This is a genomic window from Cryobacterium sp. M25, from assembly GCF_002929635.1.
Lineage (GTDB): Bacteria > Actinomycetota > Actinomycetes > Actinomycetales > Microbacteriaceae > Cryobacterium > Cryobacterium sandaracinum.
On sequence record NZ_PJJU01000044.1, the window covers coordinates 16,984 to 42,275 of the forward strand.

A 25,292-nucleotide genomic window follows, 5' to 3' on the forward strand; every position below is an offset into this window, starting at 1 on the left:
ACATGATCCGCGGCGCCGCACCGACAAGTCCGACCAGTCCGATCTCCACCAGTGACCTGACGGTCGAGTACCCGCCCCACGGTGCCAGCGGCGCATTCACGGCCGTGCGTGGCCTTACCCTGCAGATCGGGGCCGGCGAGGTGCTCGGACTGCTCGGGCAGAGCGGTTCGGGCAAGAGCACGCTGGCCCGGGTTCTGTCGGGCGCCGCGTTCAGCCACGGCGGCGGAGGCACCGGCGACGTTCGACCAGAGATCACCGGGGGAGAGGCGACGGTGCTCGGGTACCGGCTCCGCGGCATCCGTCGGCGCAAGCTGGCCCGGCTCACCTTCGGTGTAGGGCACCTCGCCCAGGATGCCGCCGACACGCTGCCCTCGACTCTGACGGTGGCGGAGATCGTGTCCGAGCCCGTGCTCGACCGAGACCGGCGCTACGACCGGCACATCCTCGACGAGCAAGTGGCGACCATGGTCGACGCGGTGCGGCTTCCGTTGTCGGTGCTCACCAAATTCCCCTACGAGCTGAGCAATGGTCAGCGTCAGCGGGTGGCGCTGGCCCGGGCGCTGGTATTCGGGCCGTCGGTCCTGATCGCGGACGAGCCGACGGCCGGCGTCGATGCCACCGTCCGGGACGCCGTGGTCGACCTGATCGGCGAGCTGCAGCGCGAGCGGGCCTTCTCGGCGCTGGTGATCAGTTCCGACCTCAGCGTGCTTCGCCGGGTCGCGGACCGAATCGCCGTGCTGCACCAGGGCGTGCTGGTGGGGCTGGGCACGATTGACGAGGTGTTCGACGACCCGTGGCATCCGTATGTCGCCGGCCTGGCTGCGGCTCTGATGGGGGAGGCGCCGGACGAGGAGAACGACGACGACAACTACGACTACGAGAGTGAATCCGACGAACATGTCATCGAAAACTGAATCCGTGCAACACCAGGCCGTTCTCACCGACGAGGTCACGCCCCTTCCGGCGCACCGACGACCGGCCCCCGGTCCGATCACCATCCTGCCGCGGCCGGAACCGGCCTTCTCCCGGGCGGTCGAGGCTGCCGGGGGAACCGTGACGGAGCTCTCCGACGAGACCCGCGGACTGATCTGGCTGGACTACGGCCGGGCCGACGAGCTGCGCGCCACCCTGCACGCGCATCCCGGCATCGGGTGGGTGCAGCTCCCCTGGGCGGGCGTCGACGCCTTCGGCGGGGTGCTGGCCGGCCTGGACCGCCCGGACCTTCTCTGGACCAGCGCGAAGGGCGCGTACGCGCAGCCCGTCGCCGAACACGCCCTGGCTCTCACCCTGGCGCTGTTGCGGGTGCTGCCGAAGCGCGCTCGGGCCGAGGGCTGGAGCAATCTGTCCGAGGGGCGCTCGCTCTACGGCCTCAACGTGACCATCATCGGCGCTGGTGGGATCGCCCGTGAGCTGATCCGCCTGCTCGCGCCGTTCGGCACCCACGTCACAGTGGTGCGCCGCAGCACCGAGCCGGTGCCCGGTGCGGCTCAGACGGTGGTGACGGACGCCCTCTCCGGCGTTCTCCAGACCAGCGACGTCGTCGTCGTGGCGGCTGCGCTCACGGGCGGCACGCGCCACCTGATCGGCCGGGCTGAACTCGAGCTGATGCGGCCCGAGACCGTGCTCGTCAACATCGCCCGCGGCCCGCTCGTCGACACGGACGCTCTGGTGGCAGCTCTGGCCGCAGGAACCATCGCCGGCGCGGCCCTCGACGTGACGGATCCGGAGCCGCTGCCGCAGGGGCATCCGCTCTGGGCCGAGGCGCGGTGCTTGATCACGCCGCATTCGGCCGACACGCCCGAGATGACCGCCCCGCTCCTGGCCGAGCGGATTCGCCTGAATGTGGGTGCCTTCCTTGCGGATGGGCGGTACGTCGGGGTCGTTGACCCTCGAATCGGCTACTGACGGTTCACGCCGATTTGGCAGATCACCAACTTTTGATAAAGTGGCAGAGCTGTTCAAGCGACATTCCTCGATAGCTCAATTGGCAGAGCAGCGCACTGTTAATGCGCAGGTTCTTGGTTCGAGTCCAAGTCGGGGAGCGAAAGGCCACCAAGGGCTCCACCCCTGGTGGCCTTTTTTGTATCCCGTTCACTTCCGTGCGACGCGGTCGCAGAAAAGGCGGCATCCGTGGAGTCCTGGCTTACCGTGAGCACCGTTCTGGCCGTGCTCGTCGTCGGGCTGCTCGCCCTCTGGCTGGTCACCCTTGTCCGGGCCCGGCGCGTGGTCTTCGACCGCACGGCGGCCGAACGGCTGCGCATTGACCTGCAACTGTCTCTTGCCGAACAACAGGGCCGGCTCGGCATCATCCGGGATCTGCAGGACGTGGCCGTGCTGTCCGTCGCGCGGCTGATCACCCGTGCCGAAGGTGCCCGCTACACGGCCGAGAGCGACCCGTCCAGCGCCGTGCGGGTGGCGACGGCATTGGTCGACGACGGCCGGGTGGCGCTGGCCGACATGCGCCGCGTACTGACGATCGTGCGCGAGGGTGAATCTGTCGCCGCCGCCCAGCCGGGCCTGCAATCGGCGAACGACCTGTTCCGGGTCATGCGTGACGCGGGCGTCACCGTGGTCTTCACCGAGTCAGGCGAGCGGTTCCCGCTCAAGCCGGGCGCCGAACTGGCCGTCTTCCGTATCCTGCAGAGCGCGCTGGCCAACACTCTCACCCATGGCGGACGAGGCACGGAGGCTCGGGTCACGATCACGTGGACTCAGGACGGGCTGCAGCTGCTGGTCGCGGATGACGGCATCCGTGCGGTGGCTCGCCGGGACAGTGCCGACGCCGCCGACTTCGCCGCGCGCACGAAGTACACGATCGACGACGACCTCAAGGCACTGAGTGCGAACGTAGCCGGGGCAGGCATCACCCAGATGCGCGAGCGCACCGCGATGTTCGGTGGCATTTTCAACGCCGGGACCGTGCCCGGCGTCGGGTTCACGGTCACGGCCATCTTCCCGTCATTGCGCTTCCACAACGGCATCCACGGAGTGGACCTCGACCGCAGCTGACTCTTTCGCCGGGCCAGCGGATCAGGCCGGGCCTACCTGGTCAATCTTCAAGGTTGTCGACGCCGGGCATCCAGCTGAGCCCGGGCGTGCCCCAGCCACGCTTGCGGGTCACCTTGAAGGCGATCTTGGCGTAGAAGTGCTCGAGGCGATCCACGTACAGGGTGCCATCGAGGTGGTCGTACTCGTGCTGGAAGATGCGGGCCAGCCAGTCTTCGGCGTGAATCTCGAAGGGCTTCTGCTCAAGGTCCACCGCGCGCAGGATGGCAGAGGGGGAGCGTAGCAGCGGGAAGCGTTCGCCCGGATAAGACAGGCAGCCCTCGACGTCCTCGTCCTCGTCGGCCTCGCCCGAGGGAACCGGGGTGATCCACAGTTCCGGGTTGATGGCCGCGCCACGCCACAGGTGGTCGTCGTCATCGAGGTAGTTGTAGGTGAAGAGCCGGAGCGGCACTCCCACCTGCGGCGCCGCCAGACCGACGCCGGGCGCGGCATCCATTGTCTCGAACATGTCCCGCACGAGTTCATGCAGATCGTCGTCGAAATCAGTGACGGGGAGGGCGGAGAAGTGGAGAACGGGATCTCCTGAAATTACTATCGCACGAACGGCCATTCTCCAAGGATAACGGGCCGGTTCTCGATAGGCTCGTTTGAGTGAACCCCGACCTGACCGACCTGGCTGCGGAAATCGCAATCAATCCGCGTCAGGCCATCGGGATTCCGCTCGCCCTGGTGGGTGCCGTGTTCCTGTCGCTGGGAGCTCAATTCCAGCATCGCGGCGTCACGAAGGTCGAGGCCAAAACGGCTGTGGTCACCGGCGGACTCAACCCGCGCCAGTTGATGCTGCTGCTCGGTCGGCCTTCCTGGGTCTTCGGCACGATAATGCTCGGGCTGGCGATCGTTTTCCAGCTCTCCAGTCTGGCCTTCGCCCCCATCATCATGGTTCAGCCGCTCGGCGCCGTCGCCCTCGTGATCACGTCCATCTTGAACTCCCGCATCACCCGGGTCCCCGTCAACCGCGCGTCGAAGATCGCGATCGCGATGTGCGTCGGCGGCGTGGCCCTTTTCGTCACCGTGGCCGCGTTCACCGCCGTGGACAAACCAGTCACCGACGGCAACCTGATCACGATCCTGATCGTGCTCGGCGTCGTGTTGTCCCTCTTCGGCGTCGCGTTCCTCAAGCTGCGTACCCGGTTCAAGGCGATGTTCTACATTGTCGGCGCCGGGGTGCTCTACGGGTTCGTCGCGACGCTGGCCAAGGTCGTCATCAACCGAACCCAGAACGGCAACTTCGAGTGGCTGACCCTGACCTGCGTCATCGGGCTTTTGCTGGCGTCGGTGCTCGGCGCCTACTTCGTGCAAAACGCTTACGCGTCCGGCCCGCCGGACCTGGTCATCGCCGGACTCACCGTGATCGATCCGCTGATCGCCGTCGGCATCGGCATCGTCGTTCTGGGCGAGATCGAACAGGCTCCGCCGTGGGCGGCTGTCGCCTTCCTCGTCGCGGGTGTCGTCGCCATCGTCGGGGTCTTCCTGTTGGCCCGGTATCACCCTCTCGCCGACGACTGACGGCGCTCCAAGCACTCCGTTCGGCGTCCGCGTGGGCGCGCCGCCCCCGGTATGGCTGTTGCAGCACCGGTTTAGAATAGGGTTCTAGAAGACCTCGTCAGCGTGCGCGCCGTCGAAAACATGATTTCTCGCCGGATGACGAACTCCGGCTCACTTACGTTGGGACAGTGTCTTTTGTCAGATTTGACCGATTTGCCGAGCGAGTCGTCCCCCCGCGAGCCGGCGAAGAAGCCTCTCCGCATCCTGATCGCGGCGGACACCTTTGCCCCCGACGTGAACGGCGCGGCCCGGTTCGCCGAGCGTCTTGCCGCCGGGATGGTGGCCCGCGGGCACGAAGTGCACATCATGGCTCCAGCCGCGTCACGCAAGTTCGGCACTTGGACCGAGGTGCATGAAGGCCAGCCGATGGTCGTGCATCGTCTGCAGAGCTGGCGCTGGTACCCGCACGATTGGCTGCGGTACGCCCTGCCGTGGTTCATTCCGCGAGAGACCCGGAAAATCCTTGATACGGTCAAGCCGGATGTCGTCCACTTCCAGTCCCACATCAACGTGGGTCGTGCCGTCACGATCGAGGCAGCGAAGCGGGGCATCCGCATTATCGGCACGAACCACTTCATGCCTGAGAACATGCTGGAATTCACCCTGGTCCCAAAGGGCCTGCACGATCGCCTCATCAAGGCCGCTTGGCGGGCTGCGAGGCGTACCTACGGCCGGGCGGAAGCGGTCACCACCCCGACCCTGCGAGCCGCCCAGTTCCTGGAGCGCTACACCGGCCTCGAGGGCGTGCTGGCAATTTCATGCGGCATCGACGCCCACAACTACTCGCCGACTTTCGCGCCACGCACCGAGAACCGCATCCTTTTCGTTGGCCGCGTGACCGGCGAGAAACAGATCGACGTGCTGCTGCGGGCCGTGGTCCTGCTCTCGCCCGACCTCGATGTGAAGGTGGAGATCGTCGGTGGCGGCGACCAGAAGCGCAACCTCGAACATCTGTCGCAGACGCTCGGACTCAGTGGTCGGGTCACGTTCACGGGTTATGTGACGGATGCCGAACTGGCGACCGCCTACACCCGCGCGACGGTGTTCGCGATGCCGTCGATCGCGGAGTTACAGAGCATCGCGACTATGGAGGCGATGGCGTCTGGATTGCCGATCGTGGCCGCCAACGCCATGGCGCTCCCACACCTCGTGCACGATGGCCAGAACGGCTACCTGTTCGAGCCCGGAAACGCTCAGGACCTCGCCGACAAGCTCACGACAGTTCTGATGGCCGCACCCGACGACCTGAACGCGCTCAAAAACAGCTCCCTCCGGCTCATCGGTGTGCACGACATCAACCGCACCCTGAACACGTTTGAGTGCCTGTATCGCGGGGAACCGGTTATCGACGCGGTCACCTCCGACGCGGCCGCCCGCGGCGCGGAGTAGGCGGGCGAGCCCGCCTTTCGAGCCTGTATCGTTGAATCCAGTGATCCACCCGATCACCACAGAATCGGTCGCACACTCGTCAGAGCAGTCGCGTCGATTGGGGCGGTAGCTCAGCTGGTCAGAGCAGCGGACTCATAATCCGTCGGTCCCGGGTTCAAGTCCCGGCCGCCCTACTGTAATATGCTGGTCAGATGGTATATTTCTGTTTTTGTTTATTTCATGTTTGAAGTCAGCTACCTATGCAGCTACCTGGGTCATTTCGTGGGCGTTTTTCAATCCCCAAAGAATGACTGATATCCGCCGAACCAGGCTCTGGAGAAACTGCTGTCGGGCCTCTTTCTTGATGAGTCCTTGGCGGGTAGAACACGGGCAGGCGGAAACGGTGACCGTTCCCGCTGCAGGGCTCTGCGAAAACGACCTCATTCCCGGATCGTCGAATTCATCGTGCAGCGACACGGCGACGTCGTCGAACCCCTGCTAAAAGGACGTATCCGTTCCTCGTAGGCCGTTGGGAACACGCGCTGCTCGCAAGTACAGATTCCGGTGGGTGGTCGATGCTGATCAGCCGGGCGGAGTCCTCGACGCCGGCCCTAGTAGTCAGGGCAAGTGTGATTCCACATCGCCCCAAACTATCCCGGGGAATCCGCTTGCCCCGTTACTTTCTTTGTAGCCCTTGATCGTGTAATCGTTTGAGGGTGTTGGCCTGTCAGGCCCGGCATGATTGTTGCCCCCAGTCGCCCATGATCCGGGGGGTGTTGTCACCGGGTTTGACTGGTATCGGGTGATCGCTGATAGGGGCTGGACCGGGACTTGTCCTAGGCCGTTCGTAACGTGGATGCCGAGACTCGATGCCGCGGTTCAGGTCAACGGAAACGAGACCTGGAACGGAGCATTCATAATCGAGAACTACGACAGCGTTGACGTCTTCATCGGCGTTGATGTTGGCTAGGGCGAGCACCACGCAGTCGCCCTGGACCGGGCCGGGAAGGTGCTCTTCGACAAGGCCCTGCCGAACGTTGAAGCCAAACTGCGGGCCCTGATCGGGAAGCTGAAACAACACGGCCAAGTGCTGTTTGTCGTCGATCAGCCCGCGACGATCGGCGCACTTCCGATCGCCGTCGCGCAATCCGAACAAGTGCTCGTGGGCTACCTCCCCGGGCTGGCGATGCGGCGAATCGCTGACCTGCACGCGGGCGAAGCAAAAACGGATGCCCGCGACGCAGCGATCATCGCCCAGGCGGCACGAACACTCCCGCACGCGCTCCGATCCCTGCAACTCGCTGACGACCAGGTCGCGGAACTCTCCATGCTCTGCGGCTTCGACGATGACGTCGTTGGCCAGATCACCGCCACGAACAACCGCATCCGCGGGCTCCTCACCCAGATCCACCCCGCGTTGGAGAGGGTCCTCGGCCCGCACCTGGACCATCCCGCAGTGCTCGATCTGCTGCAGCGATACCCGTCACCGGCCGCGATGAAAGCCGCCGGCACCCTCCGGTTTGGCAACCGCCTGACCAAGCTCGCGCCCCGGATGGGCCGCCGCCTCACAGATGAAATCACCCGGGCACTGGGCGAGCAGACCGTCGTCGTGACAGGCACGAACGCGGCCAGCACCGTGCTTCCCCGGCTCGCTGAACAACTCGCCGCATTGCGCCGTCAGCGGGCAGAGATCGCGGTCGAGGTTGAACGCCTCGTGGAGGCGCACCCTCTTCAACCCGTCCTGATCAGCATGCGCGGAGTCGGGATCAGGACCGCCGCCAGACTCCTCACCGAAGTCTCCGGGAAGGACTTCGCGACCGCCGGCCACCTCGCCGCCTACGCAGGCCTCGCCCCCGTGACTCGGCGCTCCGGAAGCTTTATCCGCGGCGAACACCCGTCCCGGCGAGGCAACAAGATCCTCAAACGGGCACTGTTCCTCTCGGCTTTCGCCGCCCTTCGCGACCCGGTCTCACTGGCCTACTACGACCGCAAGATCGCCCAGTGCAAGCGCCACAACCAAGCCCTCATTGCCCTCGCCCGACGCCGCTGCGACGTCCTCTATGCCATGCTCCGAGACGGTGACGGCGCTCACTGAAATTCCCCAGATCTGCTCACTGAAATTCCCCACTCCGGGTCGCTTCCGCACATAGAAGCGGGCCTTCCTCGATGCTGATGGTCTTCGACCACACACCAGCTTCAAGAAAGGCCCTACTCCTATGCTTTCAGAGGAGGACGACGTGGACATCCACGCGCTCAAGCGGCAAGGGATGACGATCAGTGAGATCGCCCGCCGCACCGACCACGACCGCAAGACCATCCGCGCCTATCTCGCCGGCCAACGCACCCCAGGAGTGCGTCGCCGCGCCGCCCCGGACCCGTTCGACGCGTTCGTCGACTACGTCACCCCGGCCGTGGTCGACAACGTGCGGGATCGAGTCCCGTTGCGGTGGGCGGTGCGGTCTCCGTTGCGTTCGAACGGGGCGGCACCGATGAACGCGGTCGCCCCCGCATCGATCAGTTCTTGATAGAGAGTTTCGGTCGCGACGCGGATGCGGTCGGTGACATCGGTGAGTTTGAGTTCTCCCAGCAGGTCAAGCAGGGCAGACTGGTCTAGAGCCATCGTGTGCTGTCCTTTGTGAGTTCTTTGATCGGTGCTCACTGACCATCCCACGGTGGCTCTTCACGTTGACGAAGCAACACTCAGAAGCCGGAAACCACACCACTCACAGGGACGTAACCAGGCGCAGGCGGGCGCCCCACGATTCGCCGACGACGAGGTATCCCGCCTCGGTTAGATGCTGTAGGCGTGAACGTTGAATTGGACTACCTGTATATCCGCGGTCACAATGACAGTTTTCCAGAGTGGCTTTTGACACCCGACTGCGGATACAGGGGCGCCCCCTTGCTGAATTGCGCGCCAGGCGAACGCCCGTCGGCTCAGGGTCGCGAGCCTCGGCACCTAAAATCACCTCATGACTAACCACTGCGAATTCCAGATTGCTGAGTTCGGCTTTCCGGGCGCACTTCGGGATCGGCTAATCGCCGCCATCCTGGCCGGCACGAAGACCTCCACCAGCTCAATCCTCGTGGAGTACTCAATAGAGGACGAACCGTTGCCGATCATCGGGAACAAGCAGACGGTCGTGGATTCAAACAATTCAGCGGTTGGGACCATCCAGACGGTTGCGGTTGAGATTGTGCGACTTGCTGACGTCGGCCTCGAGCATGCGCGTGATGAGGGCGAAGGATTCGTCTCCGTAGCCGCCTGGCGCCGCGGTCACGAAGCCTTCTGGCACAGTACGGAGATGCGTGAGTTCCTTAGCAACCCAGACTTCAAAGTCGATGACGAATCGCTCGTCGTGCTGGAGCGGTTCCAATTGATTGAGGTGCTCGGCCGGGCGGACCGATAGCCCTCGTACCGGCAGCCCAACTCTCTGTGGGCTCTGTCATATCGTGGAACCGGTGGGTCGTCTAGCATTGGCCACATGAGCGAGACACGAGTCGGGCAAGGCGGAGTTTTCAACTCAGAGCCCTCACGTCGTGTGAGCGTATCCATGGTCGTCCTCGGCACCGTGGCTGCCGTTATCGGACTCGTGCTCCTTCTCGTGCCGAGTGACCAAGCGAGCTTCGGCTGGTTCGCTTACGCGCCGCTCAGCAACACGACGTTCTCTCCAATAGGCCTACAACTCTCGCCACGGAGTCAGATCGGGATCGTGCTGTTCATTGTCGGGCTGGCAGTGCTCGCATTCGGTGCCGGCTGGATGCTCGGGCAACGTCAAGCTGCAAGCCAGCGACGATTGCCCGATCCGGGCAGTTCAGGCAACTGAAAGGTCCCCCTGCTTCGCCCGCGAGCCCAACGCTCCTTGGCGCTGACCGGTGGGGAGGGGTGCCCGCCTTAGGCTCGTGGGCATGACAGAAGCGCGCGCGATCGATCTGGACAAGTGGCCTCGGCGGGAGCACTTCGAGCACTACCTCACGCGCGTCGAGTGCACGTACGCCCTCACGGTGGAACTCGACGTCACGGAGATGGTGGCGGCGCTCCGCGTCGTTCCGTGGAAAAGCCATATTGCGCAGATCTGGGCTATCGCCTCAGTAGTGAATCGTCACGTCGAGTTTCGGATGACCCTCACTGGCGAGATGGTCCCGGCGACCTGGGATGTTGTGCACCCTGCATTCACCGTTTTCAACCCCGAGCGAGAGACGTTTGCCAACGTCTGGTCTCCCTTCCACGCTGACTTCTCGATCTTCCACGAGCAGGCGGTCGACGTCTTGGCTAGATACCGCAATGCCACGTCGTTTCAGCCGCAGCCAGATATGCCCGCAAATGTGTTTGACATATCAAGCATCCCGTGGGCGTCGTTCACTGGGTTCAGTTTGCAGATACGCGACAGCTGGAAGCATCTCTTGCCTATATTCACCCTGGGTCGGTACCGGGAGGCTGGGGGGCGAACCGTGATGCCTGTCGCCATTCAGGTGCACCATGCGGCGGCTGACGGTTTCCATACGGCTCGCCTTGTTCAAGAGTTGCAAGCGCTCTTTTCCGACCCGTCGTGGCTCTCCAAATAACGCTTCAGGGGCACAGAATTCGCTGCCAGGGCTTCGAGTCGACGTTGAACGGCGGGGTGCCATGTGGGAACGCCTTGCGGGCGATTATTCGTGAACGTCGGCTTTTGCTGTGCTGAGTTTGCTCACGGGTCGGATCATCGCCACGCGCGACCAGGCTTCGAGCCCTCGCGCTGCCTCTGTCTCCATTCGAGCGCCCATCGCCGGGCCCCAGTCACGTGGCAAGAACGCACGGAAGCCGAGGCGCTCGTAGTATGGCGCGTTCCACGGAACGTTTCGGAATGTGGTCAGCGTCACAGCGGGGAATCCGCGTTCCCGTGCCCAAGAGTCAGCCACGACAATCAGTTGCGCTCCGATGCCCTGACGCGCATGCTCCGGGTGGACCGTGACCTGCTCGATATGGGCAGCTCCGTCCACCTGCTCGAGGAGCAAGTAGGCGACGATCACACCGTCGACCAGCCACACAAACGCTCTATGGTCCGTGACGAAGCGCTGGAAATCCTGCCTGCTGATCGGTTGGTCATCGGCGACTATCGCCATGTTGATGTTGCGGAACATCTTGCCGGCGGCTCGCTCGATCTCAGTGATCCGGAAGTGGTCCTCGAGACTGGAAAGACGTAGCACCTTTCGATCTGGCGAGTAGCGCTTGATGGTAGCGCTAGTCCAGGCAGGTGGTAGCGCGGTTCTGACGAGGTGGTAGCGGCCCGCGCGCTGTGCCCGAGCCGCCCCCGTGTCATTCCCAGTAGGTCTCGTCAGCGCGGGCCTGGTCGTTGCGGTGCCGGCGCATGTCGATCTGGCCGAGATCGACAAGTTCTGTATCGCTTCGTGTCGTGGTGGGCGTTTCCGGTCCTACACCGGGCGGTCGGGCCGAGGCCGTGCACGCGTGTTTCGGCTAGCTCCGCTTATTGGTGAGGTGGAATGCTGGCTTGAACTAGCGCTCGCGCCAGGTCAGCGCTTCCCGCGAGGGTGTCGAGCGGAAGCGGTTGCGTGGCGAGAGCACCCTCATGCAGTACGAGGAGCTGCGTGGCGAGCGCGGTGGGAGTGGAGCAGCCCGCCGCAGTGGCGAGTTCCTTGAACAAGTTCAACAGCCAGAGCTCCGATTCGAGGCGACTCCGTGCGCGGGATGGGAAGGGTTTGGGAGTTCGGCCAGTGCATTGATGAATGCACATCCGCGGGTGTTGGTCTCACTCCAGGTGCACAGCGCATCGAAGGGCGCAGTGACGGCCTCGACCGGAGAGTCGCAGGTATCGACCGTGGTGCGGACAAGTGATCGCCAGCGCTGGTCACGTTCCTCGAGGTAGGTCGCCACGAGGTGGTCTTTCGAGCCGAACTGGTTGTACAGGGTCCGCTTCGTCACACCTGAGCGTTCGGCGATCAGATCTACACCGACCGCTGTAATCCCGCGGTTGTAGAACAGCTCGCCAGCAGCCGCCAGGACGCGATGACCAGCAGCCGTCAAGTGCTTTGCTTCCCGCATCGGACACACCTTCACCGATCGGTGTGCACTAGGTTGTCTTCACAGATCAGTCTACCGATAAGGAGATTAGACGATGAGTGTTTCCAAGACTATGCGCGCCGTCCGGATCGCAGAACATGGAGGGCCGGAGGTTCTTGAGCTGACAGAGGTGGCCGTGCCTGCTCCGAAGTCAGGAGAAGTGCTGGTCCAAGTCAGCGCCGTGGCGCTGAACAACACCGACCTGTGGACTCGAGCGGGGGCATATGGTCGTCCGGAAGACCCAAAGGCGCTATCGGGCTGGCGCGGTCCGCTCGACTTCCCGCGCATCCAGGGCGCCGATGTCGCTGGCCGCGTCGTTGCCGTTGGTGCCGATGTGGACGAGGGTCTCGTGGGCCTGCGAGTGGTCGTCGACCCAGCGATCTACGACGCGGAAGAGCCCAACGCGAATCCGGTGGGCCTGATGGGGAGCGAACGCGACGGTGGTTACGCCGAGTACGTAACCGCGCCGGCGAAACGTGTGCACGACGTGACTGAATCCCTGCTCACCGACGATCAGCTCGCCGCGTTGCCGACCGCCTACGGCACTGCGCTGGGCATGATCGAGCGGGGCAGACTGCAAGAGAAAGAGACCGTGCTGGTCTCGGGAGCGTCCGGCGGTGTCGGTATTGCGCTGGTGCAGATCGCCCGCGCGCGAGGCGCGAGGGTGGTCGCCATCAGCAGCGGATCCAAGATCGATGCGGTGCGCGAGGCGGGCGCACACGAAGTTGTCGACCGCGCGGGAGACGTTGCCGAGCAGGTCCGCGCTGCCGCCCCGGAGGGTATCGATGTGGCACTCGATGTCGTCGCTGGTGAGCTGGTGGGTGAGGGGCTGCCGCTGCTGCGCGAAGGTGGCCGATGGGTTATCGCCGGTGCGCTCGGCGGGTACGCTGTGACCTTCGACGTGCGCCGTCTCTATCTGCACAACGCGCAGGTAATCGGCTCCGCGATGCACACGCCCAAACATTTCGATCTCCTCATGGACATGGCTCGGCGGTCCGAGATCCATCCCATCATCGCCGCGACCTTCCCACTGGACCAAGCCGCTCAAGCGCAAGAAGAACTTGCCCGCAGGGGGCACGTCGGCAAGATCGTCATGCACCCTCAGCCGAGCCACTAAGGGTGGCCAGCGAGGGGTGGACATGAGAGCACACGCTTATGTTGCCGCACTGTCTCCTAATCGATTTGTGTCCTAACAGATGGGTTTCGGCACAGCTCGGATACGAGACAGATAAGGAATCCGATCTTGAGTGGCACAGTCGAACCGTGTCACTTTTGCGCGATCGGATTGGCGGAGCGCCGTGCTGCCGTTCAACGTAGCCAAGGATGATCAGGACCACTCCGGTGGCTCCTAGGGTCACGAGGAGAAGTACGCTTCCTTGAAACACAGCTAGCACGGCGAGAACGATGAGTAGCCCGCCGATCGCCAAAACCACTTGTAGGGAACCCAACCAGATTGCATGTGGCGAGCGTAGCTCGAGTACTTCTCATCGCTGTAGTACGTCTGCAAGCTTCCGATTCAAGGTTTGAGCACGGTTCTGGCTCAGAGGTCAAAGGAACCTCGTTGGCACTTCTCATGGCCATCTCGGGGCGCCCCGTCGATAAGGAAGATTTCTCAGGTGAAGGTGCCGCAACATTCGCACGAAAGCTAGAACAAGCGTCTCAATGAGCAGCCTCGTCCCGTACTGCCTTCCATCAGGAGCCCGAGCATGACAGATACTCCCAACTTCCCCGCCCTCGACATAACATTCTCGGCGCAGATCATTGCCGACAACAACAGCGGATGGCTGTGTGTCCAAATGCCAGGCTCGGCCAAGGCATTCGGCACAGGTAAAGCCGTCAAAGTCGAAGGCACCGTCAACGGCCACGAGTACGCCGCCTCTATGCTGCCCGTTGGCGGTGGCACCCACATGATGCCCATCCGGGCAGCTTTGCGAAAGACCCTCGGCAAAGGACTCGGAGACGTGGTAAACGTGCACCTGTCCGTGCGCACCGCCTGAGCAGCCTCCTGCATCCGGTTGAGGATGATCCTGCGGGACTGGGCGATCGGCCATAAAGCGCTGCGAGAAACGCGCCATTCATCGCTGCGACTCACAGAGGAAGCTCAGGTCACGTCGGTGAGACGTCTTATATCGCTAGGGTTTCGAGACGGGGTGTTGGTCGGCAATCCAGCTGCGCATGAGGTTGAGGGCGTCGGTTGAGGTCGATCCGGGTTCGGTGAAATCGCCCGGGTGGGGAGGGCAGCGCGAGGGATTCGAAGGTGATGGTCATCCCGCCCACGATTGATTGGGTGTGCATGGGTCAAGGTCCCGGTTCCTCGCGGGAACAGCGAAGACAGATACTTCGGCTGGCGCTGAGTGCAGACGTTGAGGGCTGCCAAGTGATTTCTCCGGGGGATCCCTCCGCGAGCCCTTGAGCCACGTCCTCGGCGTGAATCTCTCCACTCCGAGCGCCCTGCCGACCTAATCGTCCGGGCCGTGAGCCAAGACAGCTCCGAGCAGTGCCTCAACCTCCTCGGTCGAGGAGACCGGCTTGCCCGTCACACTGGCTCGAAGTTGATCTTCGACGAGGAACCACTGGATCATGTCAGCGGCCTGCCAGATCTGAAACCTCAGGAGTGGCCTGTCGATCTCATGCGGCACCGTGAATGAGCCGTCCGCTCGGAGATCGACGTAGAAGCCCCTCTTCTTCGCCTCGTTGTCCTCCTGGGCGAGGCCCTCCAGGTAGGCGACCAGCACACCGGGCGCGTGGGTCTTCACCAGTTCGATCTCCACGGGCTCCGGACTGCCCGGGACCTCGACGTGTGTGGTCAAGAAGTCGGTGGCCTCTATGAGTTTTGCGAGGTGATGAAACCCCTGCTTGCGCAGTTCAGTCACCTCGCGCGGCGTCTCGTCACCGTCATTCCAGGCGTTCCAGAACGTCTTGTAGACCCAGACCGCCTTGCCCACTTCCTCCTGCGCAAGGATAACCAGCGACTGCGCGCGCGGTGATGGGAACAGAGCGTCGGCCTCGATGATGATCCGTGCTGCGTTGTCCAGGAGTGCCAGCCAAAATGCTCGGGCGGCCGTCGGCGTCAGCATCGTCACATTGCCAGACTAGACGTCTGGACGACGTGCGGGGCAGGACCGCCACAGTGTCTGATGGGCGGTCGTTCCACTGAGGGGACGCATTGACTAGCGCTTAAAAGTTGCAAACCTGATCCTCAATGACCGATTCGGTTCCGAACCGCTAGCCAAGGCGTTTGCGTGTCGCAACGGGCTTCCGGGCTGCGCAAGCCGTCTCGCAACCTATTCGTCTCATAATCCATGAGATACGAGACGCAGGGATCATTTCATGGAGTCGCGACGAGCGGTGGGTAGACGCTCGAATCCCTGGGGATAAGAGATGCCTCTGCTGGCGGGGCGTGTTGTGCGGTCTAACGACTAGGTTTGTCGCTACCGGGGGAACAGCGACCACGACATGCTCGTCGGTAGAACTGGTGAAGTTGATGCGAACCTATGACGAGCGTGCCGTGTTGGCGCGGTTGGAGCCGTTGGACCGCCGGGCAAAAACCGCGTTCGCCGCAGCCTGCGCCCAGCGGCTGTTTCCTCTCTTCGAGCGCTATGCACGTGTGGTTAACCATCCTGCACAATCCCAACGGTTGGCGCTGATCCTCGCGGGCGCGTGGGGTCTTGCGTCTGGGCAGGCGGACGACATGCAGCAGATGGAGGCTGAGGCGTCGACGATGGTTCCCGATGAAGATGATGACGGCTGGGTTCTGGAGTCGGGGTACGCCCAGAACGCTGCAGCCGCCGTGGCCTACACAATCAGCACCTGGCGTAAGGACGACGCCCAGCACGCTGTTTGGGCAGCCCTGCAGATGTATGAAGTGGCCGATTACGCTTTCTGGCGGACCAAGCCGAACGCTGACGTAAACGACAGAGGCCCTGATTCGGCAGTCTTGGGGTCCGAGTTCGTGCAGACGGCCTTATCCGCAATCGACCGCGACCTCGATGCCGCTGCGTCGTCGCCGCTATCTTGGCTTGAGCTGCGCCAGCGAACCACATCCGAGGGGCTAACTTGGGCCGCCATTCTCCCTTAGGGCTGGCTGCGGTGCCGCCAAGTCTCCACCAGAACAGTGCTAGATTTCCCGCGGCATCCCGTGAAGGATATGGGTGTCGCGCAACCCTGACGTCTTGTAACCCATGGGATATGAGACGGTGGGGCTGCGGCCGAGCATCGCGGACTTAGCCTCAGTACCGTTCCATTACTGGTCAGACCCCCAACCAAAGACGCGGCCGCCGGAGCAATGGCTGTCTATCGGTTGCCTCGGTCAGATCAGCAACGAGACTCTGCAGGTTGCTCGGTGACATTGGGATAAGCGGTCGCTGGATCGTGAATAAAGCACGGTGGTGTCTGGTTGTGGTGGAAGTACGTCTGAGAATAGTCGGAGATACCCGCTGCCGTCAGCCAGTCACAATCAACGGAAAGAAGCCAGTCCATGGATCTCAGTAAGTTGGACCTCACCAATAGGCACGGAATCATCACGGGCGCGGGGCAGGGCATTGGTCGGGCACTCGCCCTCGAATTTGGTCGCCGTGGTGGTCATCTGCTGCTCGTCGGTCGGCAGTTGGATACTCTCGCAGAAACTGCGCGGCTCGTGGCCGCCGCAGGCGGAACCACTGAGGTCCTGGTTGAAGACCTAACTCAGCCTGGCGCTGTTGAGCGGATCGCGCATTTGGTCTCGTCGTGGAGCATCGTTGATCTTCTCGTCAATAACGCCGGGAATGTGCGCGCGGGCAGGCTCGAATTGACAAGCGATGCGGATGTCCACTCGATGATCGATCTGAATCTCACTGCTCCGATTCTGTTGACCAAGACCCTGCTTCCCGCGCTTCGGAAGAGCGGGAAAGAACGCGGCAGCATCCTTGTGAACATCTCAAGCGGGATTGCGCTTGTCGGTATGCCGTTCTACTCGATCTATGCGGCAACGAAAGCGGGTATTTCGCAGTTTGGCGAGTCGCTTCGCCGAGAGTTGATCGGAACGGGTGTGCATGTGGCAACCGTCTATCCCGGCGCGACCGACACGGCGATGATGACCTCACAGACCGCCGGTGCCGAGCTCGGGTGGGGACGTCGACCGCTCGACGACGTCATCACCGACCTCATCGCTGCGCTCGAGGCTGGCGAACATGAAATCAACACCGCACCGGAGGGTCGCCGCGAGATGCAGCAACTTAACATCACCGATGCGATGGCGGTGGACGCCGCCCTCGCGCCCGGCCTCGAGGCCCTTGAACTTGCGGTACGCGACCACCGCAGCATCTAGAAGACCAAGCCCCTACCGAGGGCTAGGTGTTGTTCGCACCGACCGTGCTCACAACGTCGGTGGGACCAACACCTAGCTCGAGCCTCCAACTGCTCCACCGCCAGGACCCATCATCGGTGGCAAGAGCTGCCCGCCATTCCGGATCGGCTAGGCGACGAATTGCCGCGCTGGCCGAATGACCGTCGCGAAACCCCAGGGGATACGAGACACTCGGGCCGCTGTGGAGTCTGCGAGCTCAGCTCAATGGGTCATCAAGCGATCGCACAATACCGGGTTCGGAAGGTGACATGGGTGGCCCTCCTGTAGCCGTCACTTTGGACTGTTTCTGCGTTGTTTGCGATACGGAGGCTGGATGACGGGTTGTGTGACAGTTTCTGTCTTCCTCGAGGGTGAGCCGCCTCTGTCACGCAATCGAACGTATAAATGACAGGAGTCGAGCATGCTCGTCGGATACATGCGCGTGTCAAAAGCCGACGGGTCGCAGAGCACTGATCTACAACGAGACGCACTCCTGGCCGCCGGCGTCGCTGCAGGGGATCTCTACGAGGACCAGGCATCCGGAAAGAAGGACGACCGGCCACACCTGGCGGCCTGCCTAAAGACGCTGCGCCATGGTGACACGCTCCTGGTGTGGAAGCTGGACCGGCTCGGCCGAGACCTGCGTCACCTGGTCAATACGGTGCATGACCTCACCGACCATGGCATCGGCCTCTAGGTGCTCACCGGAGAGGGCGCTGCGATCGACACCACGACGGCACCTGGGAAGCTCGTCTTCGGAATCTTTGCTGCTCTCTCCGAGTTCGAGCGGGCGCTCATCTCTGAGCGCACTGTCGCCGGGCTTGCCGCAGCTCGAGCACGGGGAAGGACTGGTGGGCGGCCGTTCAAGATGACGCCGGCCAAGGTCCGCCTGGCCATGGCCGCGATGGGTCAGAGGGAAACGAAGGTCGGTGACCTTTGCAAGGAGCTCGGGATCACCCGGCAGACGTTGTACCGCCATGTCTCACCTGCGGGGGCGCTGCGGTCGGACGGTGCGAAGCTCCTATCGAAGAAGTAGTGGTTCCACCTGGTCACTGTCAGATGGGAACCCTCAGCGGGCGGCTTTCGCCATGCTGCACCTGCCGATGGCGCACCTTCCGGGTGGGACCTATCGCTGGACGCTCGCGGATCGTGGCTCGCCCCATTCCGGCTGGTCCGCTCCCCACGGGCGGCCGATCCACCTGTAGCGATCCAGGCCGCCGCTGATGCTGATCGCGGGTGCGGCACAGGTGACGGTTCCTTCTGGCGTTTCTGCGTTCACGGTTTGGATCTCGTATGGGCCGGCTTCGGTCGGCGGGGAATGAGGCTGGGCGAGTAGCTCTTGAGCGACCCGGGCCAGTGAAATGTCGACCGTCCACCCGTGCCCGTCGAGGTGTCGACGTCGAAGTGCTGACATGATCCCGGCGGCAAGTAGGTACCCGGCGGAGTGATCCAGAGCTTGGGCTGGCAAGGCGCCTGGTCTGCCGGTGCCGTCTGCGTGAATCTGGGCGATGCCGCTGGCTGCCTGGACGATACTGTCGAATCCACGGCGCTCGGCCCAAGGTCCGCTTTGCCCCCACGCGCTCACCCGGCCGATGACCAGCCCCGGATGGCGGTCGTGGAGTTCGACCGGCGAGAGGCCGAACCGGTCAAGGCTGTTCGGCCTGTATCCCGTGACAACAACGTCGGCGTCCGTCAGTAGCTGTTCGAGGCAGTCTCGATCCGGTTTGTCGCGGAAATCAAGGAGCGCGGAACGCTTCCCTTGCCCGGTATCGAGGCTCTGCCAGGGGAGTTCCGGCATGCCAGGGCTGTCGATGCGCAAGACATCTGCCCCGAAGAACGCGAGGCTGCGAGTGGCCACCGGCCCGGCTATGACGCGGGTCAAGTCGAGCACCCGAACGCCCTCCAGGGGCGCGTGTCTGTCGGCCGACCTCAGGCTATGGAGGCCCGAGTCTCCTGCCTGCTGCACCAGGCTGATGAAGGGAGCTGCTTTCAGGGATTGGGCTTGAGGATGTCCTCTCCAACTGCTCGGGCTGCGAACCGCGCTGATGACCGCACCAGAATCTGATGCTTCATCCTCCAGATCGAGGGCGCTGCGGCGCGAAATTGCGCGAGCGACAGCCTCGGCGGTGGCGGAGCCATCCAATCTCAGAAGTGAGCGCAAAGCCGCTTCGTGATGGGGATAGTTGGCGTGAGTGCGAACCCAGCCGTCGCTCGAGGCGAAGAATCCGGACAGGGGCGCCCACGCTGGCGCGGGGTTCCCGTTCCACCGGAACAGTTGGTCACTCCGGTAGGCGCCGGCGACGAGTTGCGGCGCAATGCTCACCTGCGGAACTTCGCTCGCCTTCGGATCCCGCACTCCCATGCGGACAAGGTGCAGCAACGAGGCCATGAGCCTGGTCGCCGCGATGCTGTCCGCGGCAAGATCCCCGACAAGCAATGGCGACGAAAGCGGCACCGGCCCGGACGAACGAACACGATCGGCTAGCTCCGGAAGTTCCGAGGAATCGGAGAGAAACGTGCTGAGGAAGGTGCCCATCGGTTGCCTCCCACGCCCTCGACCGTTCACACGAGGGCGTGAAGCCAGGCGATCATCGGTGGCCCCTACTTTATCCCCACGGCACGGATTGCAATTGATGTCATGAGGGGCCGAGCAATCACGGGACGGAATCAAGATGGGGGAGAGCCTGCGTTACTCGCCAGGCCAGCCGAGGAACCCTGAGGGGCGAAACTACCGCCGAGTTGATGACGTCTTCTCAGCGGCTGCGACGATCAACACGTTGGCGCCTGTGTTTGGTGAGCTGATGGGGGCTTGGTAGGGAGCGCTCAGCGGGTTGCCCTGCGCGGTCATCCGGTGCCACAAGCCTCCGGGAGCGCCGAATGGGAAGGAACGTGCGCCAACTATTGTGAGGACCAGAGCTCGAGTTTCGACCAGCCTGGGGGCGCGCCCATTGACTCCGCAGTCAGATAATCAGAATCGGGGAAGGCCTGAATGAGCTCGACTACGCGGGCGGGCCATCCGCTATCCGGGTCAATCGAACGCAATAGGTATGCCATTACCGCGAGGGCGTTGTACAGGCCAAACACCTGCTTCGCGGTCGTTGCCTGCTTGAGATGACCCAGAAGAGGAACCTGTCCGTGGGTGGGGCGTGCTGGTGCGCTGACGAGCTTGCGGTTGAAGAGGCGTGCATGGTGGGCTGAGACGTCCCGGACGTAGTTCAAGCTTGAGATCCAGCTGCTCATTACTCTTTTTGATGGTGCCCCGTAGGCAGTTGCGATTTCGGTCGCGATCGAATTGTTCAATCCTGAGTAGAGTCGCCCAAGTTGCCCCAGCTCCAAGATTTCGGTCAGTGCCCAGATGGGCCTTTCGTCGTCGTACTTTTCGCGAAAGTGCGCAACGAATGCTTCGTCAGACTCTGCCTGCCGCGCATTGATGCGCTCGATCCACCTGCATGCGAAAAGATATTTCGATTCGTTCGATGCCGTCAAGGACGAGCAGCCGCAGGCGACGATCAAAATCTATGAGTGTGGCGGCATATTGGACCGAGGTACCAGAGCGATAGTGGTTGAGGATGCGGACCCGTCGTCGGCCTTCATCATCCACGAACGCTTCAGATTCGCGAAGCGGGTAGAGATAGCCAGTGAGGCGGTAATAGCCAACGGCTTGGAGTATCTGCCGGCAGCTCTCTGGGTCTCGCACCTCGACGCCGCGAGACGCGAGTTTGGCCATCTGGTCTTCAAGCGACAGCCACTTCTTGATGTACTCAGCCACGAGTCTCCTGGTTAAAGAAAATCAGCCCGAGCCGTGAGGCGAGCGGACTGATCGTGATGAGATCACCGTACCACAGCCAGCCTGCAGCGACTTTGAAACGGATCGGCAGCTCGTCCCTTCAGAATCGCGATCCCGGAGCCTCGAACGGAGCCCATCGCCCGGACGTGTTTCTTGGAGCAACCCTGAGCGGCCGACTTGTCTGGTTCCTGCGACTCAAGGTCGCGTCGTGGCCAATTCCTCGCGGATGAAGGATGCGACTTCGGCTGGCGTGCGACTGGTTGTGTCGATGGCAGTGGTTTCTCCTTCAAGCCAAGGCAAGGCTCTCTCAAAGTCCGGGATCCTTGAGAGACGCCAGTCCACCGCGTCGGACTCATTCACGTCCTGAAGGATTCGTCGTTCGTGTTCCTCGGGGTGAACCAGGAGGGTGAATGCGCGCATTGCCAATTCCGCGGAAGCGAATCCGGTGGTCAGCTCGTTCCAGTAGGCGTGAGCGAACACGGATTGTGGGATCACGAGATCGCACTCAAGGTCGGCTACCAACTCGATTGCAGTGGCGACGACCAGGGTGCGCCATGCCGGCCAGTCCTGAAAATCATTGACCGGGCGCCTGACGTCGAGCGCGTGACGCAGCATCTGCCCGACTGCCTCGGTATCGAAGAGAACGAAGGACTCATCACGTTCACAAAGTTCTTGAGCGACAGTCGTCTTGCCGCCGCCGAACGGTCCGTTGAGCCAGATAATCACGTTCAGACTCTATAGCTGCAGGACTCCGCCGCCGGAAGTGGAACGTCCAACGGTTACCGCGTGCGTCCTGCTCTCTCACGCTGCAGGACTGACCGTAACAAGCTCATGTCGCACCGGCGGGTTCCTTCACGGGTACTGCCCCCAACGCGGCGAGGTTTCGCGGCTTTGGGGAGGGCAGCTGCGATCGAAACCAGGACGATGAAGATTCCTGCAGTTTGCAGTGGGGCGAGGACCTCTCCTCCGATCATCAAACCGAGGAGTAAGGCCAAGACCGGGCTGAGCAAGCCGAGGAAAGCTGGAGTGCTCGCGGGAAGGCGTGCGACGCCGCGGAACCACAGGACATAAGCGAACGCGGTTCCGACCCCGGACAGATAGCCGTACCCCATGATGTTTTGTGCTGTTAGCGGCGCGGTAGGGAGACCCTCGATGACCAGCAGGATGACCAGAAGGGTGAGTCCTCCCGTGAGGAGCTGCCATGCGGTTGTGGTCAGCGGGGGTGCCGGCTGCCCCCACTTCTTGGAAAGCACGATCCCGGATGCCATGGATAGAGTGCCGGCGACGGCGGCCAGGACGCCGATAGTGTCGAGGCGTGCTTGCGCCTGAAGCACGATGAGAGACACGCCGAACACTCCGGTCATGCCGGCCGCTGCCACGCGCCAGGTCAGCTTCTCGTTGAGAACACGGGTCGCCAAGACCGCGACGACGAGAGGCTGAAGCCCGCCCACGACGGCGGCCACACCGCCGGGCAGCCGGTAGGCGGCAATGAAGAGCAACGCAAAGAACGCGCCAATATTGAGGACGCCGAGTACCCAGGACTTCCACCACCATTCGCCGCGCGGCAGCCGACGGCACAGCAGCAGGAGTAGGGCTCCGGCAGGAAGCGCGCGCAACGTTGCCGCGAGCAACGGCCGGTCCTCCGGAAGGCACAACGTGGTCGTCAGGTATGTGGTTCCCCACAATGCGGGGGCCACGGCCGTGGTCACCAACAGGAGGACTCGATTGCTAAGCACTTAGTCATAATACCTAAGTGCTTAGCAATTGCTAGTCTGGACGCATGGCGAACCATGTGGATCGAATCCTTGACCAGTGGCATTTCGAGAAACCCGATCTCGATGTCTCGCCGATGGCGGTCATCGGTCGGTTGACTCGCGCAGCAGTCGCTGTCGAATCGCGCCTGGCCAAGACATTCGCTCGGCATGCTCTGGACTCCGCATCATTCGATGTGCTCGCCACGCTGCTGCGAAGTGGTGCCCCCTATCGGATTGCCCCGATAGAGCTGGCGCGTGACGCTATGATTTCCACGAGCGCGGTCGCCCAGCGGCTGAACAAGCTCGAAACGCGCGGGTTAGTCAGTCGGGAGGCAAACCCGAATGACGGCCGCGGCACGCTCGTCGCGCTCACCGATTCCGGACGCGAACTCATTGAGGCGGCATTGCCCGACCACCTCGAAACCGAGCATGCGATCATCGCGGCACTCAGCGTCGAGGAGCAGGCGAACCTCGCAGTGCTCCTTCAACGAATCCATGAAGCTGCCAGCTCCTAACAAACGCCACCCCACATTCACGTTGTCCACAAGCCGGACCTCGACGGACGCAGTTTCGACACCAACTCGCCGAAGTTTCGACATCTCGGGGAGTGGCGGTTGGGAACGATTTGCGGGCGATTATCCGTGAACGACAGCTTCTGCTGTGCTGACTTTGCTCACGGGTCGGATCATCGCCACGCGCGGCCAGGCTTCGAGCCCTCGCGCAGCTTCTGTATCCATTCGAGCGCCCATCGCCGGGCCCCAGTCACGTGGCCAGAAGGCACGGAAGCCGAGGCGCTCGTAGTATGGCGCGTTCCACGGAACGTCTCGGAATGTGGTCAGCGTCACAGCGGGGAGTTCGCGTTCACAGGCCCAAGAGTCAGCCACGACAATCAGTTGCGCTCCGATACCCTGACGCGCGTGCTCTGGGTGGACCGTGACCTGCTCGATATGAGCAGCTCCGTCAAGCTGCTTGAGGAGTAAGTAGGCGACGGTCACACCGTCGACCAGCCGCACAAACGCCCCATGGTCCGTGACGAAGCGCTGGAAATCCTGCCTGCTGATCGGTTGATCATCGGCGACTATCGCCATGTTGATGTTGCGGAACAACTCGCCGGCGGCTCGCTCGATCTCAGTGACCCGGAAGTGGTCCTCGAGACTGGAAAGACGTCGCACCGTTCGATCCTCCCGCTCCAGCAGGACCTACCCGCAGGCCGAACGGTTTACGGGCGTGGCATAGTTGCGCTCACGCGTTCAGCCATCAAAGACCTCACCACTCGCGAAGACTGCACCTTCAGGCATCAGTTCGACGAGGGCCGCCGGGCAGTCATCAAACGTGACCCGACCCACAGAAGGCGCCACTACCGAGGAGAGGGTGGCTTCCACCCGGTAACACGTGAATACCTGGCTTGGGCCGTTGTAGTGCTTACCATCATCCGTTGGAACATCGGGTCGAGGTCCGGGCGCAATGAATACCGAAAGCTTTGCAGCAGAATCCGTCGAGGAGATGTCATAGAGGACCACACCGCCCTTCCGAAGATCGAGATCGGATGTTGATACAACCGAACCATTCCATCGCTCACCCTGCAGTGAGTCGAGGTAGCCACCCGGTTCGTTTACTGACGGCTGGTAGGGTGACGATCTGTCTCCACAGCGTGCCATCGATCCCACTGTCGTAGCCGTGGTACTCGGTGCTGCAACCAGTGAGGGAGAGTGCAATCCCGACGAACACGAAGAGAGCACCCCACCTTCGCCTGCGTGTCAGCATCACTTAGCTAGCTTCTCACTATCGATCCTCATCCAATTCCCATCGACATCAGCGAAAACGCTCCTCGTCGAACTGCCGAGTGCCACCCTCCAGAGTCCACGCCGCGGCAAACGGCATCAGGGCCTCAATGGTGGCGACCCGAACTCCTTCGGCAGTCGGGAGCAGCACCCTGATGCCTGGGTAGTAATCGAAAAGGACCTGCCTGTAACGCCCGCACGGGCCGACAACACCGCGCCAGTGATTGCCAACAGCGACGATTGTCGTGATTTCTCGCCCGCCCTGTGCACGCGCCGCGCCAAGTGCAACCAGCTCAGCGCACGGACCACCGGTGAAATGGAACAAATTCACCCCAGCGAACATGCGGCCGTCGGCGTCTCGAACTGCCGCGCCAATCGTGTGCGCACCATCTTCATCCGGCCCGGCATCCGTGTTCGCGTCAATGACCTCTCTTGCGAGCTCAACGAGCTCAAGGTCTTCGGCCGTCAGCACTGCGAGTTCAGCGTTCGGGAGCATGAGGGTAATCCTACGGATCGAACCGGATCCAACTCCTGGCTGGCATGCCCGCAAGACGGACCTTGAGCGCACACATCCACGCGATGACAGCGCGAGGAGCCCTCGCTGCACTGG

General features: G+C 62.8%; 23 protein-coding genes, 2 tRNA genes and 4 pseudogenes. 17 read left to right on the top strand and 12 right to left on the bottom strand.

All coding sequences use genetic code 11. From position 1 onward, the window contains the following. Nucleotides 1-2 precede the first annotated feature (2 nt). From CXY81_RS05410 to CXY81_RS05425, 4 genes are all read left to right on the top strand, one after another. On the top strand, nt 3-914 hold the full coding sequence (locus CXY81_RS05410) for an ATP-binding cassette domain-containing protein (protein WP_104194229.1): 912 nt from the start codon (nt 3-5) through the stop codon (nt 912-914). Continuing rightward, complete coding sequence (locus CXY81_RS05415) at nt 898-1,905, top strand: D-isomer specific 2-hydroxyacid dehydrogenase family protein (RefSeq protein WP_104194230.1); 1,008 nt, start codon at nt 898-900, stop codon at nt 1,903-1,905. Before CXY81_RS05410 ends, CXY81_RS05415 begins: the two co-directional genes overlap by 17 nt. A gap of 64 nt (nt 1,906-1,969) precedes the next feature. Next, nucleotides 1,970-2,042: transfer RNA gene (locus tag CXY81_RS05420), tRNA-Asn, on the top strand. Nucleotides 2,043-2,130: 88 nt separating this feature from the next. Continuing rightward, nucleotides 2,131-3,009 (top strand): sensor histidine kinase, encoded by an 879-nt coding sequence (locus tag CXY81_RS05425; protein ID WP_146067620.1) that lies wholly within the window; start codon nt 2,131-2,133, stop codon nt 3,007-3,009. A gap of 40 nt (nt 3,010-3,049) precedes the next feature. On the opposite strand, the gene def is transcribed toward CXY81_RS05425, so the two are convergent. After that, nucleotides 3,050-3,616, bottom strand: coding sequence for a peptide deformylase (gene def, locus CXY81_RS05430; RefSeq protein ID WP_104169697.1), 567 nt, complete (start codon nt 3,614-3,616; stop codon nt 3,050-3,052). A gap of 41 nt (nt 3,617-3,657) precedes the next feature. Between def and CXY81_RS05435 the strand changes: the two genes are divergently transcribed. From CXY81_RS05435 to CXY81_RS05450, 4 genes and pseudogenes are all read left to right on the top strand, one after another. After that, complete coding sequence (locus tag CXY81_RS05435) at nt 3,658-4,572, top strand: DMT family transporter (RefSeq protein ID WP_104169698.1); 915 nt, start codon at nt 3,658-3,660, stop codon at nt 4,570-4,572. A 183-nt stretch (nt 4,573-4,755) separates the two neighbouring features. Continuing rightward, entirely contained in the window at nt 4,756-6,000 is a 1,245-nt protein-coding gene (locus tag CXY81_RS05440) for a glycosyltransferase (protein WP_369828343.1), read from the top strand. A 99-nt stretch (nt 6,001-6,099) separates the two neighbouring features. Next, nucleotides 6,100-6,173: transfer RNA gene (locus tag CXY81_RS05445), tRNA-Ile, on the top strand. 662 nt (nt 6,174-6,835) lie between these two features. Further along, nucleotides 6,836-8,074: pseudogene (locus tag CXY81_RS05450) on the top strand (IS110 family transposase). A gap of 309 nt (nt 8,075-8,383) precedes the next feature. Here the strand turns inward: CXY81_RS05450 and CXY81_RS05460 are convergent. Beyond that, nucleotides 8,384-8,599 (bottom strand): annotated as a pseudogene (locus CXY81_RS05460) (transposase); the annotation flags it as partial. Nucleotides 8,600-8,951: 352 nt separating this feature from the next. Between CXY81_RS05460 and CXY81_RS05465 the strand changes: the two are divergent. The 3 genes from CXY81_RS05465 to CXY81_RS05475 all read left to right on the top strand — a co-directional run bounded on the left by CXY81_RS05465 (nt 8,952) and on the right by CXY81_RS05475 (nt 10,545). Next, entirely contained in the window at nt 8,952-9,389 is a 438-nt protein-coding gene (locus CXY81_RS05465; protein WP_104194232.1) for an ASCH domain-containing protein, read from the top strand. 75 nt (nt 9,390-9,464) lie between these two features. Beyond that, entirely contained in the window at nt 9,465-9,806 is a 342-nt protein-coding gene (locus CXY81_RS05470; RefSeq protein WP_146067621.1) for a hypothetical protein, read from the top strand. A gap of 82 nt (nt 9,807-9,888) precedes the next feature. After that, nucleotides 9,889-10,545: a CatA-like O-acetyltransferase gene (locus CXY81_RS05475; RefSeq protein WP_104194261.1), complete on the top strand. Its 657-nt coding sequence runs from the start codon at nt 9,889-9,891 to the stop codon at nt 10,543-10,545. Nucleotides 10,546-10,629: 84 nt separating this feature from the next. On the opposite strand, the gene CXY81_RS05480 is transcribed toward CXY81_RS05475, so the two are convergent. Further along, nucleotides 10,630-11,166 (bottom strand): GNAT family N-acetyltransferase, encoded by a 537-nt coding sequence (locus tag CXY81_RS05480; RefSeq protein ID WP_104194234.1) that lies wholly within the window; start codon nt 11,164-11,166, stop codon nt 10,630-10,632. Between the two features lie 457 nt (nt 11,167-11,623). Continuing rightward, the gene (locus CXY81_RS05485) at nt 11,624-12,019 is read right to left on the bottom strand and encodes a TetR/AcrR family transcriptional regulator (protein ID WP_199182967.1); all 396 of its coding nucleotides are present in this window, start codon (nt 12,017-12,019) and stop codon (nt 11,624-11,626) included. 73 nt (nt 12,020-12,092) lie between these two features. On the opposite strand from CXY81_RS05485, the gene CXY81_RS05490 reads away from it, so the two are divergent. Both CXY81_RS05490 and CXY81_RS05495 read left to right on the top strand, forming a co-directional pair. Then, nucleotides 12,093-13,154, top strand: a complete 1,062-nt coding sequence (locus tag CXY81_RS05490) for a zinc-binding dehydrogenase (RefSeq protein WP_104194235.1) — start codon at nt 12,093-12,095, stop codon at nt 13,152-13,154. Nucleotides 13,155-13,743: 589 nt separating this feature from the next. Further along, nucleotides 13,744-14,034: a DUF1905 domain-containing protein gene (locus CXY81_RS05495; RefSeq protein WP_104169438.1), complete on the top strand. Its 291-nt coding sequence runs from the start codon at nt 13,744-13,746 to the stop codon at nt 14,032-14,034. A 462-nt stretch (nt 14,035-14,496) separates the two neighbouring features. Here CXY81_RS05495 and CXY81_RS05500 read toward each other — a convergent pair whose 3' ends face one another. Next, nucleotides 14,497-15,114: an AbiV family abortive infection protein gene (locus CXY81_RS05500; RefSeq protein ID WP_104194236.1), complete on the bottom strand. Its 618-nt coding sequence runs from the start codon at nt 15,112-15,114 to the stop codon at nt 14,497-14,499. Nucleotides 15,115-15,521: 407 nt separating this feature from the next. Here CXY81_RS05500 and CXY81_RS05505 point away from each other — a divergent pair, with 407 nt between their 5' ends. The 3 genes and pseudogenes from CXY81_RS05505 to CXY81_RS05515 all read left to right on the top strand — a co-directional run bounded on the left by CXY81_RS05505 (nt 15,522) and on the right by CXY81_RS05515 (nt 18,396). Then, on the top strand, nt 15,522-16,115 hold the full coding sequence (locus tag CXY81_RS05505) for a DUF416 family protein (protein ID WP_146067622.1): 594 nt from the start codon (nt 15,522-15,524) through the stop codon (nt 16,113-16,115). A 399-nt stretch (nt 16,116-16,514) separates the two neighbouring features. Next, the gene (locus tag CXY81_RS05510) at nt 16,515-17,342 is read left to right on the top strand and encodes an SDR family oxidoreductase (RefSeq protein WP_198411902.1); all 828 of its coding nucleotides are present in this window, start codon (nt 16,515-16,517) and stop codon (nt 17,340-17,342) included. A gap of 439 nt (nt 17,343-17,781) precedes the next feature. After that, nucleotides 17,782-18,396 (top strand): annotated as a pseudogene (locus CXY81_RS05515) (recombinase family protein). Between the two features lie 90 nt (nt 18,397-18,486). On the opposite strand, the gene CXY81_RS05520 reads toward CXY81_RS05515, so the two are convergent. The 4 genes and pseudogenes from CXY81_RS05520 to CXY81_RS05535 form a co-directional block, all read right to left on the bottom strand. Further along, complete coding sequence (locus CXY81_RS05520) at nt 18,487-19,896, bottom strand: CoA transferase (protein WP_104194238.1); 1,410 nt, start codon at nt 19,894-19,896, stop codon at nt 18,487-18,489. 362 nt (nt 19,897-20,258) lie between these two features. After that, nucleotides 20,259-21,087, bottom strand: a pseudogene (locus CXY81_RS05525) (Abi family protein). A 255-nt stretch (nt 21,088-21,342) separates the two neighbouring features. Beyond that, nucleotides 21,343-21,873 carry an AAA family ATPase gene (locus CXY81_RS05530; protein ID WP_104169443.1) on the bottom strand — a complete coding sequence of 177 codons (531 nt, stop codon included), beginning with the start codon at nt 21,871-21,873 and terminating at the stop codon, nt 21,343-21,345. 53 nt (nt 21,874-21,926) lie between these two features. Continuing rightward, nucleotides 21,927-22,883: a DMT family transporter gene (locus CXY81_RS05535; RefSeq protein ID WP_104194239.1), complete on the bottom strand. Its 957-nt coding sequence runs from the start codon at nt 22,881-22,883 to the stop codon at nt 21,927-21,929. A 44-nt stretch (nt 22,884-22,927) separates the two neighbouring features. Between CXY81_RS05535 and CXY81_RS05540 the strand changes: the two genes are divergently transcribed. Further along, nucleotides 22,928-23,416 carry a MarR family winged helix-turn-helix transcriptional regulator gene (locus CXY81_RS05540; protein ID WP_104194240.1) on the top strand — a complete coding sequence of 163 codons (489 nt, stop codon included), beginning with the start codon at nt 22,928-22,930 and terminating at the stop codon, nt 23,414-23,416. Between the two features lie 120 nt (nt 23,417-23,536). Here CXY81_RS05540 and CXY81_RS05545 read toward each other — a convergent pair whose 3' ends face one another. The 3 genes from CXY81_RS05545 to CXY81_RS05550 form a co-directional block, all read right to left on the bottom strand. Then, entirely contained in the window at nt 23,537-24,073 is a 537-nt protein-coding gene (locus CXY81_RS05545; RefSeq protein WP_104194241.1) for a GNAT family N-acetyltransferase, read from the bottom strand. A 78-nt stretch (nt 24,074-24,151) separates the two neighbouring features. After that, nucleotides 24,152-24,421: a hypothetical protein gene (locus CXY81_RS16030; protein ID WP_158252005.1), complete on the bottom strand. Its 270-nt coding sequence runs from the start codon at nt 24,419-24,421 to the stop codon at nt 24,152-24,154. Between the two features lie 292 nt (nt 24,422-24,713). Beyond that, nucleotides 24,714-25,178, bottom strand: a complete 465-nt coding sequence (locus tag CXY81_RS05550; protein WP_199182969.1) for a cytidine deaminase — start codon at nt 25,176-25,178, stop codon at nt 24,714-24,716. Nucleotides 25,179-25,292: the final 114 nt, after the last annotated feature.